Origin of the sequence: Streptomyces sp. JHA26 (assembly GCF_002005565.1) — a bacterium.
GTDB lineage: Bacteria > Actinomycetota > Actinomycetes > Streptomycetales > Streptomycetaceae > Streptomyces.
The window spans coordinates 1-13786 of the sequence record NZ_BDJC01000041.1; the positions used below are offsets into that span (position 1 = coordinate 1).

The 13786-nt window shown below is 68.6% G+C and carries 9 protein-coding genes and 2 pseudogenes; 6 read left to right on the forward strand and 5 right to left on the reverse strand.

From position 1 onward, the window contains the following. Window positions 1-240 precede the first annotated feature (240 nt). A complete protein-coding gene (locus JHAT_RS34730; RefSeq protein WP_375603582.1) occupies window positions 241-2046 on the forward strand; it encodes a DUF4157 domain-containing protein in 1806 nt (601 codons plus the stop codon). A gap of 362 nt (window positions 2047-2408) precedes the next feature. Then, complete coding sequence (locus tag JHAT_RS35845; RefSeq protein ID WP_077800199.1) at window positions 2409-4166, forward strand: hypothetical protein; 1758 nt, start codon at window positions 2409-2411, stop codon at window positions 4164-4166. A gap of 100 nt (window positions 4167-4266) precedes the next feature. Here the strand turns inward: JHAT_RS35845 and JHAT_RS23225 are convergent. After that, window positions 4267-5078, reverse strand: a protein-coding gene (locus JHAT_RS23225; RefSeq protein ID WP_375603580.1) for an IS5 family transposase whose coding sequence is annotated in 2 segments (ribosomal slippage) — window positions 4267-4725 and window positions 4728-5078 — 810 coding nt in all. Because the reading frame shifts where the segments join, the coding sequence is not laid out codon by codon here. A 242-nt stretch (window positions 5079-5320) separates the two neighbouring features. On the opposite strand from JHAT_RS23225, the gene JHAT_RS23230 reads away from it, so the two are divergent. Further along, window positions 5321-6201 (forward strand): IS5 family transposase gene (locus tag JHAT_RS23230; protein ID WP_107482002.1). Its coding sequence is split into 2 segments (ribosomal slippage): window positions 5321-5681 and window positions 5681-6201, totalling 882 coding nucleotides; the frame shifts between segments, so codons are not numbered across the junction. A gap of 96 nt (window positions 6202-6297) precedes the next feature. Beyond that, window positions 6298-6828, forward strand: a complete 531-nt coding sequence (locus JHAT_RS23235) for a DUF6624 domain-containing protein (protein ID WP_375603581.1) — start codon at window positions 6298-6300, stop codon at window positions 6826-6828. Window positions 6829-6856: 28 nt separating this feature from the next. On the opposite strand, the pseudogene JHAT_RS23240 reads toward JHAT_RS23235, so the two are convergent. Next, a pseudogene (locus JHAT_RS23240) lies at window positions 6857-7296 on the reverse strand (Rrf2 family transcriptional regulator). A 166-nt stretch (window positions 7297-7462) separates the two neighbouring features. On the opposite strand from JHAT_RS23240, the gene JHAT_RS23245 reads away from it, so the two are divergent. After that, window positions 7463-8218: an SDR family NAD(P)-dependent oxidoreductase gene (locus JHAT_RS23245; RefSeq protein WP_077800200.1), complete on the forward strand. Its 756-nt coding sequence runs from the start codon at window positions 7463-7465 to the stop codon at window positions 8216-8218. Window positions 8219-8336: 118 nt separating this feature from the next. Here the strand turns inward: JHAT_RS23245 and JHAT_RS23250 are convergent, their stop codons facing one another. After that, entirely contained in the window at window positions 8337-8987 is a 651-nt protein-coding gene (locus JHAT_RS23250; protein ID WP_077800201.1) for a fasciclin domain-containing protein, read from the reverse strand. A 214-nt stretch (window positions 8988-9201) separates the two neighbouring features. On the opposite strand from JHAT_RS23250, the pseudogene JHAT_RS35455 reads away from it, so the two are divergent. Further along, window positions 9202-9497 (forward strand): annotated as a pseudogene (locus JHAT_RS35455) (IS5/IS1182 family transposase); the annotation flags it as partial. Window positions 9498-9554: 57 nt separating this feature from the next. Here JHAT_RS35455 and JHAT_RS23255 read toward each other — a convergent pair. Both JHAT_RS23255 and JHAT_RS23260 read right to left on the reverse strand, forming a co-directional pair. After that, the gene (locus tag JHAT_RS23255) at window positions 9555-10583 is read right to left on the reverse strand and encodes a DUF4157 domain-containing protein (protein WP_107481999.1); all 1029 of its coding nucleotides are present in this window, start codon (window positions 10581-10583) and stop codon (window positions 9555-9557) included. Between the two features lie 54 nt (window positions 10584-10637). Beyond that, complete coding sequence (locus tag JHAT_RS23260) at window positions 10638-13784, reverse strand: DUF6519 domain-containing protein (protein ID WP_077800203.1); 3147 nt, start codon at window positions 13782-13784, stop codon at window positions 10638-10640. Between the last annotated feature and the right edge of the window lie 2 nt (window positions 13785-13786).

Consider the following 13786-nt stretch of genomic DNA (forward strand, 5'->3'; position numbering starts at 1 on the left):
GGGGTCAAGGCCCGACGCCTCCCGGCCACATGTGGCGGCAAGCTGAGCCCGGGGACAGGCTTGTAGGAGAACCCTCCATGACCCTGGCTCCTTCTGAGGGAAGCTAATGTTCCCTTTCACCTACGACCCCCTGCCGCAGAATCCATGCGCGCGGCTCGCTCGACGCGGTCCGCACGCGGGTTTCCCGTCACCAGCACCGATGACACCGTGAAGCGGGAAGCCAGTGTCCTCGCCCGTCAGATGCGGGTGGTACGTCGGGTGGGAACCGATGAGGCGGTCGCACCGACGGGCCGCTTGCGAGGGCGCCGTACGGCCGGTGTGCGTGCTGTCCCGTCGACCGGTGGACACCCACTGGATGCGGCCATGCGGAGTCGGACGGAGGGGGCCCTCGGGTACGACTTCGGTCGCGTGCGGGTGCACGGTGGGCACAAGGCCGCCGACATGGCACGCCACCTGTCGCCACGGGCGCACAGTGTGGGACAGGACATCGCCCTGGGAGCGGGCGAATCCGTCCGTGGTGCAGGCAACCGGTGTCTACCCGTGCGCGAACTTCCCCATACCGTCCAATACGATGTTCCCGGCCGCACGGCCATCGCTCGCACACCCACGTCGGCCGCGGCGCCATCGCCGCCCCAGCAGCGGAACGACTCGACGAACACGCAGTCCGCCACCATGAGAGCGGCGGTCCCCGACGTGCTGCAGTCCCGCGGGCAGCCTCTCGACACCGCCACACGCACGCGGATGGAAGACCGTCTGTCCCACGACTTCGGCCAGGTGCGGGTCCACGCCGACGCCAGAGCCGCGGAGTCGGCACATGCGTTTGGGGCGACCGCGTACACGGTGGGAAGGGACATCGTCTTCGGCGCGGGACAGTACAGGCCGAGCACCGGCGGCGGGGACAAGTTACTGGCCCACGAACTGGCCCATGTGATCCAGCAGGAGACCGCGCTCGAGGGTGTCCGGGGCTCAGCGTTCGCGCCGGCCGGCGGGGAGTCACTGGAAGACGAGGCGCAAGCGGCCGCCGAAAGCGTCACTGGTGGCCGTCAGGCCAGGGTGACCGGAAGGGTGAACACGGTCGGCCTGCAGCGGCAGCAGCCGCAGGCACACAAAGTGGGCGAGCTGGGGGAGCTGTACCTCAGCCAGGCGTTGGACCGCATGGGCTATGTCGTGCTTCCCGACGCGTCCAAGGCCTTGACCACGACGGGAATCGACCTGGTGGTGTGGGACCCGAGAAAAAATGTCGTATGGCTCATGGACAACAAGTCATTGGCGCGGGGAATCGCTGACGCCCCTGCCCTGTCAGGGCCCCAGTTCCCGGAGAACCTTCGCAAGGTCAAGGAGTGGCTGCGCTCGAACTGGGCCAGCAAGGAGGCAGCTGCGGCGCTCCGAGCATTGAACGCGGAGAGATATGTGAAGGTCGTCTCCAATTTCAACGCCATGGGCGGAGTTCGATTCACTCCCTCACTCTTCAGCAGAGGGCTGACGGCCTACGATGTCCGCCTGATGCGGTTGTTCACCAGCCATGCCGAGTGGGAGGCAGCGTTCGGCAAGCTCATTCTTCAACGGGGGATCCGCCTGACGGGGACGCGTGGATCGGCAACCGTGGGAAGCATGCTGATCACGATACTGGCCGTCGCGGGCTCTCTGTACCTGTACCGCGCGGTGGGAGCAAAGACCCAGCAACTCGTGGGAGAAGCAGTAGGGGGTATGGCCGTTGATGCGCTGCTCGTCCGCATCGCCGGCGCCTCCGTAGGGGTGATCGCGAGCCTGCTTTTGGGGTTGGAGTCCGACGAACCGGCTTCGGTGAGGGAGCGCCGGAAGAACATCGATGAAGTCATCGCGGCCCTTCCCGAACTTCAATACGACAAGCTCTCGGAGGAGGAACAGAACGAGATCCGAAAAACGATCGGCGAGCTCGTGGACAATCCGCTGGAGGTGCCCCCGCCACCGCCACCCCCGTACCCAGTGGCCCCGGCCCCGGGGCTGGCCCGGCCGAACCCTCCGCCTCCGCCTCTCCCGCCGGCGCCGCCGGTGGGGCGACCATGATCTTCGGTGATGCCCACACCTGCAGGGGAGGTCGCCGGTGACGAGTCGAGCAGCAAGCCGCTCCCCTCCGCCGAGCACCGAGGCTCCGCCACTTCGCCCACCACATGCCGGCCTCCTGTGCCGACGGCGACGGATATCGGGCGCCCCCATCAGATCACTCACACACCACCAACGAACCAAAAACCAAACCGTTTTATGTCGGTACGAGGGCGGGATGCGACGCCACGCCACCGGCGATAACATGGATATAACGGCCGTGTAATCCTGGTGGTCGGTAGCTAAATGCCCGTAGCGTTCCTTCGCGCGTCTTCGTGTCCCTTGTTTTCCTGGGGTCGAAGGCTGCGGGAAAGGAAGGGAAAGCAATGAGTCAGACGGACAGCCTCATCGCCATCGAGAAGGCTGAAGTGGGATACCGTGAAGGTTTCTCGAACGGCCACTACAACAACCACCAGAAATTTTCCCCCGCCGTTCCTGGACTGGAGTGGTCACAGAATCAGGCATGGTGTCAGACCTTTCAGTCCTGGGCCTTCCAGCAGGCCGGTGTGAAGGGTCTGGCGCCTGTGACCGCCTCATGCCCAACGGCTGTCAACTGGTACAAGAGCAGCAGCAGGTTCTCGTATTATCCTGCAATCGGGGCGATGGTGTTTTTCGGTCCCTCGGGAGGCCAACACGTCGGGCTTGTCTACGAGTATGACGCACATTATGCGTACACCATCGAAGGGAACACCAATGCCAACGGCTCGTCCGAGGGCAACGGGGTCTACCTGAAAAAGCGCGCCCGTCGGGACAGTCATCTCTACGGATACGGGCTGCCGAAATTCTCGGAGTGGATCATCACGGCAGATCCGGGCTTGAAGGATAAACCCGGATATACCTACATGACTGCCGCCTCCTCCCATGGTGAGTCCGACGCACTGTCCGTGGCAGATGTCGAAGAGGCACTGCCGTGGATGTCCTCGAACCAGCTCGCCTGGGCGGCCACTCACCCCACCGCCGAGGAGCAGGCCACGGAAAACGGCGACGGCACCACGGCGGACGCTGTCGCCCTCCTTCAGGATGCGTTGGAAAAGGTCATGGGTGTCGCCCCGGGCGACCCGTACTCCGTGTTCGAGGCGGAGACGCAGGAACTCTTCGAGCGGTTCCGCACGGAGAAGCTGGGCTGCTCCGGAGCGGACAGCCACGGCGTTCCCGGCACGCAGGAGCTGGTCGAACTGGGCAAGCAGTCGGAGCTGTTCAACGTCAGGGCGGGTTCGTCCCCGGCGGCAGAGCAGCTCTGGGTCAGCCTGAACCAGGTGGTCTGGGCCTCGGCCCACAGCGCCCGGGAGGAGCGGGCGCAGCCGGGCGGGGACGCCAGCCCGAAGGCCGATGTGGCTCTGGTGCAGGACGGGTTGGAGAGGGTCATGCATACGGACGTGGCCGATGAGCGCGGGATCTTCGAGACCGCCACTCAGAACCTTTACGACGAGTTTCGTCGTACGATGCTGCACCTCTCCGGCAGTGACGCCGTCGGGACCCCCGGCATGCAGTCGCTGACGGAACTCGGGCAGCGCGCCGGACTGTTCCGGGTGCGTACCGGTTTCCCGGTGGGCGTGACGACAGATGCCGCAGGCCTGGATGCCATGGGGCAGATCGACCCGAAGCAGGTGACGTTCCATCGGTGCACACCCGAGGGTACGCTGGAGGACTGGGTCGCTCAGGCGAGTACAGCAGCCGGAGTCCAGGCGAGCAGCCATTGGGTGAAAGGCTTCAGGACGGCCGTCGCACGTGAATCGTCCGGCAACCCCAACGCCTGCAACCTGTGGGACGCCAATGCCAAAACGCCTCCTGGCTTCAGCAAGGTCAAGGACTTCGGAGACGGCTATCTGGGCGACGGGCGGATCGTGAGGCTGAACGGTTCACTCACACATTTCCAGTGCTCCAGGGGTATCGTGCAGTGCATTCCGCAAACATTTGCCCAGCGTCATGCTCCCGGTACCTCGGTGAACATCTACGACCCCGTGGCATGCATCGCCGCCGCGATGCGGTACGTCCGTACCCGGTACGGCGTCGCCGTCGACGGTTCCGATCTCGCCAAGAAGGTCCAGCAGTTCGACCCCAACCGGCCGCCCCACGGGTACTGAAGTGAAGCGTTCCGGGCCAGGGGAGTCGCTTGTGGTGGGCGCAGGGCGACGGTAAGTCCGAAGAGTCGGCGGAAGATTCTCCCAAGAGCTCGTGACACGATCATGGGCGGACCTTCTTGAGGCGTCTCCAGCAGATGAGGCTACAGACCAACGAGACGAAAACATCGTGGAGTTCGGTTCGGCGTTCCCAACGGACGGCAAGGCGTTCGAACTGGTGGAGCAGAGCGAAGGTCTGCTCGACGACGTGGCGGAGCTTGCCCAAGCCCTTGATGCTCGGGGCGCCCTTGCGGGAGATGACCGGCGAGATCCGCCGCTTGCGCGGCTCTCGGCGGTTGGGGTTGGAGTCGTAGCCCTTGTCGCCGGGGAGCGAGTCGGGGCGGCGGCGCGGACGCCCGCGCCGTCCGGCCACGGGCGGGATGCCGTCGACCAGGGCTAGGGTCTGGATGACGTCGTTGACGTTGGCCGCGGTGGTGATGACCTTGAGCGGGGTGCCGCGTCCGTCGCGGATCAGGTGGTGCTTGCTCCCCGTCTTCCGTCGGTCGACGGGCGACGGACCAGTGTCGGAGCCCCCCTTTTTTCCGCGCGGATGTAGGAGCCGTCCACGCACGCGCGGGACCAGTCGAGTTCGCCGGCCGCGTTCAGCTCGGCGAGCGGGATGCGGTGCAGCTGGTCGAAGACCCCGGCCTGCTGCCACCGCTCCAGGCGTCGCCAACAGGTCCGCCCGGAACCGGATCCCAGCTCCAGCGGCAGGAGTTGCCAGGATATGTCGTTGTGCAGGACGTACAGGATGCCCTGCAGACACAGCCGGTCCGCCACCGGCCGTGGGCCCGGCGACTTCTTCGGCCAGGGTGTCAGCAGCGGCTCGATCAGCGCCCACAAGTCGTCGTCCGCGATCCATGGCCGGGTGCTCACATCCTCCCGAACGGCGGAATCGTCACATCGGTCACGCCGGACCAGGGCATTGCAACAAGATCGAGCTACGAGCTCGTAGGACACGGTCTGACACTGCAACGGCCTTCGGCGTGACTGGTCGCCAGGCTGTTCGCTGGCCTGGGCTTGGATGGGGACCCGGGTGATGTCAGGGCGTGACGGGGAGGCTAGGGCCTGTCCGGCGGATCATGTGACTTCCCGCACTCCGGCACGTTGGCATGTTCATGGGGCGGGGAGATCCCACGAACGAGGAATGGGCCCGGCTGAAGCCGCGTCTGCCCAAGTCCGGCCAGCGCGGCGGGCGTTGGGCCAGCCACCGCAGGAGCATCAACGGGATCCTGTACCGGAACCGGACTGGGGTGCCGTGGCGGGATCTGCCTGCGCGGTTCGGCAAGTGGAAGACCGTGCATGAGAGGCACAGACGCTGGTCGGCGGACGGCACGTGGGACAAGATCTATGCGGCCGTCCTGGCTGACGCGGATGCCCGGGGCCGCATCGACTGGTCCATGGTGAGCGTGGACTCCACCACCTGCCGGGCCCACCAGCACGCCGCCGGGGCACGCAAGAAACCACCGCGAGTGCCGGGAAAAGACGCACGCCCCGGCAGCACCGCCCGGATGAGGGACTCGGACGCTCCCGGGGCGGCCTTACCTGCAAGATTCACCTCGCTGGAGAAGGCGGGCGCCGCCCCCTGGCCCTGCTGATCACTCCGGGCCAGTGGGGCGACGCCCCGCAGCTCATCCCCGTCATGGAACGCATCCGCGTCGGCCGGCTCGGCGGCGGACGCCCGCGCACCCGCCCGGACCACCTCGGCGGCGACAAGGCCTATTCCTCCCGGCGTAACCGCCGCTACCTGCGCAGACGGCAGATCAAGCACACCATCCCCGAGCCGAAGAACCAGCGGGCCAACCGCCAACGCCGCGGCAACAAGGGCGGACGGCCCACCGGCTTCGACAAAACGATCTACAAACGCAGAAACGAAGTAGAGCGCACGATCAACGCCCTCAAGAACTTCCGGGCCGTGGCGACGAGGTTCGACAAGCGTGTCTATGTCTTCCAGGGCACCGTGACCGTCGCAGCGATCCGGCTCTGGCTTCGGGGGTAGACCCATTATCTCGGTGCAGGGATGCGTCTGTCACCGTTCTTCGGAATGATCTTTACACCCGATTCGCGCCTCTAGGCTTGCAGGCGGACGCAACGCATGGATCCGACCTGGGAGTTGAGAGTGGTGCACGACGTTGCCGCGCTGGCCGTGGAACTGGCGGATATGGCTGCGGCCGATCACCAGTTGGCAGTCCGCGCGAACAGCGATGACCCCGCCGAGCAGCTGGCGTGGCGGCGACTGACCGCTCGGCATGGCGACCGGCTCAACGAGATCATGGAGGAGTACGGCTGGCCGACGGCGGAACTGGTCGGCGAGGAGGCCGCACGCGCGGCATGGCTCATCGCTCAGCACGCCGACCGGCAGCTCGACGTTCAGCGTCGCGCCCTCCAGCTGATGCGGCAGGCAGTGTCGGCAGGCTCGGCCAGCCCGCGCGAACTGGCCTTCCTGCGCGACCGCACGCTGGTCAATGAGGGCCGCAAGCAGGTCTACGGAACTCAGATCGCTGGTATGAAGGACGGGGCGCCGGTTCCTTGGCCCTGTGAAGAGCCCGACCGCATGGACGAACTCCGTGCGGAAGTCGGCATCGAGCCCTTCGACGAGTACGTCGCCAAGTTCTCCATGACCTGACGCCTCCTTCCCAGTCGCGTCCAGTGGATCACTGCCCGGGCTCACCTGCCGCGGACAATGACTCCGCCGGACAGGCCCTAGCGAGGTGCTGCGAGTACGTCCCGGAGTACGTTCGCAAGCGTGATGCGGGCCAGCTCGTGCCCACGGTCTCCTCGATGCCCTCGTAGATGCTCTGCATTGCCGGCTGGATGCCGTGGCCCACCACGCATCCCTGGTCCGGGGTGGTGTGGTGCATGGCGAACAGCGGGCCGGGTTCCACTGCCTCGTACACGTCGAGCAGGGCCATCGACTCCAGCTCGCGTGCCAGCGACCAGCCGGCGCCCCCCGCCGGGACTTCACGAGCCCGGCCCCGCGCAGCTCGCCGAGCAGCCGTCTGATCACTACGGGGTGGGTGTTCGCGCTGGTCGCGATCTGCTCGGAGGTGGCGACCTCATGGCCCTGGCGCTGGTAGAGGCCGAACCAGGCCAGCGCGTGGCGGCGATGGTCAGCCTGCTGTTGGCGCTCGTGAGCTCCTCCTCTCGGTCACAACGGTTCATGTTGCGACGACGCAGTCGTAACGGTGAAGGTTGCAACGGGCTGTTGTAACAATTAAAGTTGCGACTGTTGAAAAAGATCGATCAGCGAGGTGAGAAGAGTGAGCAAGCCACTCACGGGTAAGGTCGCCCTGGTCACCGGGGGGTCGCGCGGACTGGGAGCCGCGACCGTACGGCTACTGGCCGAGCAGGGCGCCGACGTCGCCTTCACCTATGTCAGCTCCGAGAAGCGGGCGCAGGCCGTCGTCGACGAGGTGCACGGCAGGGGAGCCAAGGCCGTCGCCTTCAAGTCCGACCAGGCGGACACGAGCCGGGCGCCGGCGCTGATCGACGACGTGGTCGCGCACTTCGGTGGCCTGGACATCCTCGTCAACAACGCGGCGATCTCGGTGGAGCAGGGCCGCACGGTGGACGACCCGGACGCCGACACCGCCGCACTGGACCGGATGCACGCCACCAACTACCTCGGCGTGATCGCCGTCATCCGGGCCGCCTCCCGAGTGCTGCGCACGGGCGGCCGCATCATCACCGTGAGTTCCGGACTGGGCTCCCGGGTCGGCGTCCCGGGCGTTGCCGACTACGCGGCGACCAAGTCAGGCATCGAGAGGTACACCATGGGGGTCGCACGGGACCTCGGGCCCCGCGACATCACGGCCAACGTCGTGGAAGCCGGGCTGATGGACAGCGGCATGCAACCGCCGGACCCCAACACCCTCAAGGCCCTGCTCAGCTCGCTGTCCCTGCAACGCATGGGGCGCCCCGACGAAATCGCCGCGGCCATCGCCTTCCTCGCGAGCCCCGCCGCGTCGTACGTCACGGGCGCGGTGCTGGACGCCCACGGCGGCTACAACGCCTGAACCCGAACCCCTGCCGCGTGCCCCGAAGGACATCGCGCCTTCGGGGCACGCACCGCCACCGACCTGCGTGTGCGTGGACACGCCTCAAGAAGCCCGGATCGTGATCGTGTTACGAGCTCTACGAGGATGACGATGTCGATGGGGTGGCGGTCGGCGGGACAAGAACGCCGTCAATGATGTATACCGTCGCGTTCTTCGTGGGAATGTTGCCGCAGGCGATCGGCACACTCCCGTTGACCTTGAAGGAGTCACCGGAGCCAGAGGTGGTGAGGGTGCTGCCCTCAAGCGTGGTGAAGGTGCCATGAGGGAGCTGTGCCTTGGTGATCTCCTTGTGCTCGACCACGTGGTAGGTCAGCACCTTCTTGAGCTGAGCACGGTCGTTGAGAAGCGCGTCCCTCTTGGTGGCGCTGAGTTTGTTGAACGCGTCGTTGGTGGGCACGAAGACGGTGCTGTCCTTGAGACCGTCCAGGGTGTTTGCCAGGTCGGTCTTCTTGATGGCATCGGCCAGCATGGACAGGTTCGGATTGTTGTCCACTGCGGTTGTGACGCTCTCGTGCGCCATCTGTGCGGCACTTCCGTTGCCGCTCTGCGGCAGCATGGAACAGCCTGGACCGAAGGGCTGCTCGCTCTGTGACGGCGACGCTGTGTCGGTGGCACCTGGCGACGAGTCGGAGGCCGATGCCTGGGACGTCAGTACGCCCAGCGACAGCGGGAGGCTCAGCGCTGCTGCCACTGCGACAGCGGTGGTACGGACACGGACGCACTTCATACCAATTCCTCGTTCCCCATGGAGGAGGGCTTGGGCCTGGGGTCGACTGGCTGCGGCAAGAGCCACCTGGCCAGGGGCCCGCACGCCGGTGGGGAATACGCACCACACCGGCGGGCCCATCGGTTCCTGATCGGGCCCTCCACCATCTAAGCGCAGATTGCGCCGCCCGGCATCTTCGAACCGGCTGACCTCGGCGGTTCGGGACGAGCGCGAAAAGCGTCGGATGAACATGCAGGTCCTGGCCGATCCGTCCGGCCGGTTACCGTGGGCCTCGCCAGCTCTGCCGATGCCGCCATGACGCCTTGGCGGCCCGCTGACACGGCATCATCCGCACGCTCGCGGACGCCTGCGTCAAGTGCTGGGCCGGCAAGGGATACCAAGGCACCGGGAGCACGGTCCGCATCCCGTGCTGGGGACGCTGGAAGACGCATCCCCAGGGACACGACGCCGCCGATCGGTCTCACGAAGAGCCGAGTCTTGGTCGAGCAGGCCGTCGCCACCATCGGTTCTCGCGGCTCCCCCGCAGACTGTGAAGCTCCGCCACTCGCATCATGATCCCCGCCCGAGTCATCCTCTGACTGCATTTGGCCGGCTCAGGCTGGGGTCGGAAAGAGCTCGGCCGTGGGCTCCAGCAAGAAAGGAACCGTAGTGCTCGGCAGCGGCCGACCGGTCCGCAGCGGCCTCGTGTTCACGTGGGTGGAGATCGCGAACGCCGGTCTCGAACTTCGGCCGCTTCTTGGCACAGTCCTGCATGCCCGCCTTGCGGAGCGTGTCATCCAGGTCCCGACACTCCCGGCGCGCCTGAGTCTGCTCGTCCATCCAGTGGCGCAGCCAGATCTGGTAGATACGCCCAAAATCAAGCAAATTGCCCGGATCGCTGGCGACGGCGATGAAATCCTGCTTCCGCGCCGCCCGGTTGGCCCGTGTTTGGTCAGCCGGAATGGCTTGAACTGTCGAACGCAGGTCTCCGATGTCGCGCGGGAGCCTTTCCTGATCGCGTCCCTCCTGGCATGAGACGATCGCACGCCCCGAAGCGCCGTACTGGACGACGTGGGCAAGTCCGTGCGCCAGAAGGTGCCGGCCCTCAGGGACGTTCACGGATCCCCCGCGGGCGACGACGATGTCCCGCCCGAGGGCGTGTGCCCGTGCCCCAGGGCACGGGCCGGCTCCGATGCCTTTCCTCCGCTGTACGCGTACGCCACCGCAATCGTGCTCGAAGCCCTCTTCCCTCTCCGTCCGCCCCGAGGGGTCCAGGGCGTGTCCGCCGTTTGCCGGCACAACGCCGGAAACGGGTCCCGAGCGCTCCGCAGGACGTCCGTCCGGTACCCGCGCCCTTCTCCAACCCGCCGGCGCGGGTCCGCCCTCCGCGCGAGGGCCTGCCGCCGAGTGGTCGGTGCCCCACGGCGTGCCGTTGCCGGCGGGCGGCTCCGGGCGACCCGGTAGGGGCCGCCGGACACCACCGCGCCTGCGGCGTCGTTCGCCTGCCGCTCCGACGTGTCTGCAGGATCGCTCACCGACAGCGGGCCGGGGACGGCGGACCGTCCGCCCGCGCGCCGCCACGCCATCGCCTGCACGTCCGTCCTCCCGTCGCCGCATCGCCCCGGCACGCAGCGGCGGACGACCCCGTCGTCCCACCCGAGGTGACGAGCGCTACGGGGCGTCCAGGCGGAACCACTGCACGAACCGGCCCCCCGGGACCGCGTCGTCGGTCGGCAGGAGCAGCCGGGTGCGGTCCCCCTCCAGGACGTAGGGAGCATGGCAGTTGAGCCGCAGGCCCGGATCGTCCTTGGCCACGATCGCCGAGCCCTCGATGACGAAGCGGCCGGTGATCGGGCGGAGCGGGTCGGGAAGCTCCCGGAGTCTGCCCGGGAGCCTTTCGGTGAGCCACTTGGTGGCCGAGGCGTCGACGGTGTTGCTCTGGGTGGGGCGCCATTGGATCGTCTGGTCCGAGACGTCGGCGGCGAAGGGGGCGGGCGGCAGGACGATGGTGCTGAGCTGGACGTACCTCATGGTGGGGTTGTTGGGGAGCACCGCCCACGGGAACTCGTTGAGCAGCGGCGCCGGGAGGTCGAGGGCGACGTGGCACACCGGTTTGGGCCGCCGGTCGGTGGCGGAGTTCATGATGCTGCGCAGGTCGATGGGCCGGTCCAGCACGACGGAGATCCCGCCGACCAGCGTGGCGGTGGTGACGGTGTCGTCGTTGCGGAACTCCTGCTCGGCTCCTGGCCCGGGCTGCAGCCATCTGACCGCCGTGATGTGGACGCCCGGTCGCGGTGCCAGGGTGACGGTGACCACGGCGCCGTCGCCGTCCTCCAGCCGGAGCCCGACGGTGTCCCCGGCCGCGCCGGGCACCGGCTGCCACCAGAACGCCACTGTCCCGTCCTCACCCGTCGCGCCCTCGCCCGTACCGGCCCAGGCCGAGGAGCCGGGGGCCGGGGGCGTGCCGCCGGTCGCCTCGGCGACCAGGGCCCCGGAGTTGGCCCTGGCGATCACCGTGGCGCCCCGGACCGGTCCGCAGGCGCTGTCCACGAGGACCCGCACCGGCTGCGGCAGGATTCGGCTGCCCACCCGCGGATACTGGCCGTCGCCGCTCACCAGACGCAGTTGGCGCCGCTCGGCGAGCCACACCAGTGCCGCCTGGACGGTCCTGGACGCAGGGGAGTCCGCGCACTGGCCGGGAGGCGTCCAGGTGACGTCGTCCGCCACGGCGCGCTCCAGGAACTTCTGCGCTGTGACGGTGAGGGGCGCGTCCGGGCCGTCGGGCCGGCGGAGGTGCAGAACGTCGGAGGCGACCTCCGGATCGGGCTGCCACCAGAACGCCACCGTGCCGTCCGGGCCCGTCTCGGAATCCTCGGTGACGCCCCACGGCGCGGACCCCGGTGCGGGCGGCTCGGTGTCGGAGGGGCGGGCCACGGCGACCAGTCCCTGGCCGCTCGCCGTGGCGGTCACCGCGGCGCCCCGGACGGGCCCGCAGGCGCTGTCCACGACGGCCCGCACCGGCTGCGGCAGCACCCGGTCCCGCGGACCGAGATGCTGGCCGTCACCGCCGAGCAACCGCAGTTCACGCAGGGTCGCCAGCCGCTCCAGGGCGTTCTGGACGGTCGGGGGCTCCGCGAACGCCGCCGCCTCGGCCGGGCGCTGCCAGGCGACCTGGGCGGCGATCGCGAGGCGGCCGGTCACCGTGAGCGCGGGGGGGATCCCCGGCTCCGCCCCGGGGCGCTCCAGCAGCGTGACCGTCAGCCGCTGGGTCGGTTCGCCATCGGGGTCGAGGGTCCAGGCCACCGCGGCCACCCCGTCGGGGCCGGTCTCCTCGGTGATCCTTCGTCCGGTCCCGCCCCCGTCGAGTCCGGTGAGCACGCCGCCGCCCTCCACCGTGAAGAGCACCGGGGCGCCGGGAAGCGGCAGCCCGCCGTTGCGGGCCGCCACGCGGACGGGCTGGGGCAGCGGCGATCCCGGCGGCGCCTGCTGCCCGTCGCCGCCGGCGAGGTCGAGGGCGACCAGCTCGGTCTGGGCCGGGAACAGGCGCCGGCAGTCGCGTTCCACGGTCCAGCCCGTGTCGTCCCGGGTGAGCAGGGCCAGCGGGGCGCTGTGGACCACCGGCCCCACGGGAGCCATGGGCTCACCCTGCTCGTCGGTACCGGGGGGCCATTCGATGGTCCCGGCCTGCGAGGTCTGGCCGTGGAGCAGGCGGCTGGTGCGGGCGGGGATCAGCCAGTAGTCGCCACTGCCGGGCGTTCCGCCGGAGGGGAACCGCACACGGATGCCGTTCTCCAGGTCCTGGTGTTCCTCGGTCACCGGCAGCAGCCCTTCCCAGCGCCGCACCAGGGGCGTTCTGCCCAACTGGGCGAGCGTGGGGACCGGGCCCCACCAGCGGACGGTCAGCTGCAGGCCCCGTGCCGAGGTCACGGTGGCCAGGAAGCCCGGCTGCCGGCGGACCTGCAGATCGGTGCTGGTGACCTCGACGAGATGGTCCTTCCGGATGGACAGTTCCTCGTCGCGGCCCTCACGGTCCAGTGCCAGCTGCGAGAGAGGCTCGGTCTCCGAGGCGGGGGCGATGCCGGTGACGCCCGCGACCACGCTGCCGTTCTCGCGCGACCACAGGAAGGTCGGATCGGGGCCCGGGTGGTGGATCTGCACGCGGTAGAGCTGGTTCTCCAGACCCAGGTAACCGCCGGTGGGGGCCATGGCGCACGGATCGAGTTCCTCACGCGGCGTGCCGAGCGAGGCCGCCATCGACCGGGGCGTCCTGGGCGCCTCCTCGGACGCGACGCGCACCTGCCACACCGTCTGGGCACGGCCACTGGTGTCCGGACCGCCCAGCGCCGCCTCGCGCAGGGCGGGTCGCTCGTCCGCGGTCACCAGGTGGGTCCACACGTCGAGGAAGGCGGTGTAGCGGCCGGGCGGCGGCTCCGGCAGCGCGGGCACGCCGTCGACCTCCCGCACGTGGGGCTGGTCGCGCAGGGGCCACCCGGCCCGCTCTTCGCCTGCGGCCGACGGTGGGACGGCGGCCTCGACCAGGGTCCCGGCCACGTAGTAGCGCCCGGGCGTGACCGCGAGGTCCTCCCACCGGGCCGCCTTGGCCGGCGCACCGTCCGCCCCCACGATCGCGAAGCCCGCACCGGTGAGCGGGCCGCCGGCCCACCCGGCCAGGTCGAGGGTGCGCGTCTCGTCGTGGTGGGCGGTGAGCGCGGCCTGCTCGTTCCAGTCGGCGTCCAGCACCACCCGTCCCTGCTGCAGCAGAACCGAGCGGTAGGCCTCCTTCGGCGTGAAGGTCCAGCGGGTGAAGTCTCCGTGCATGG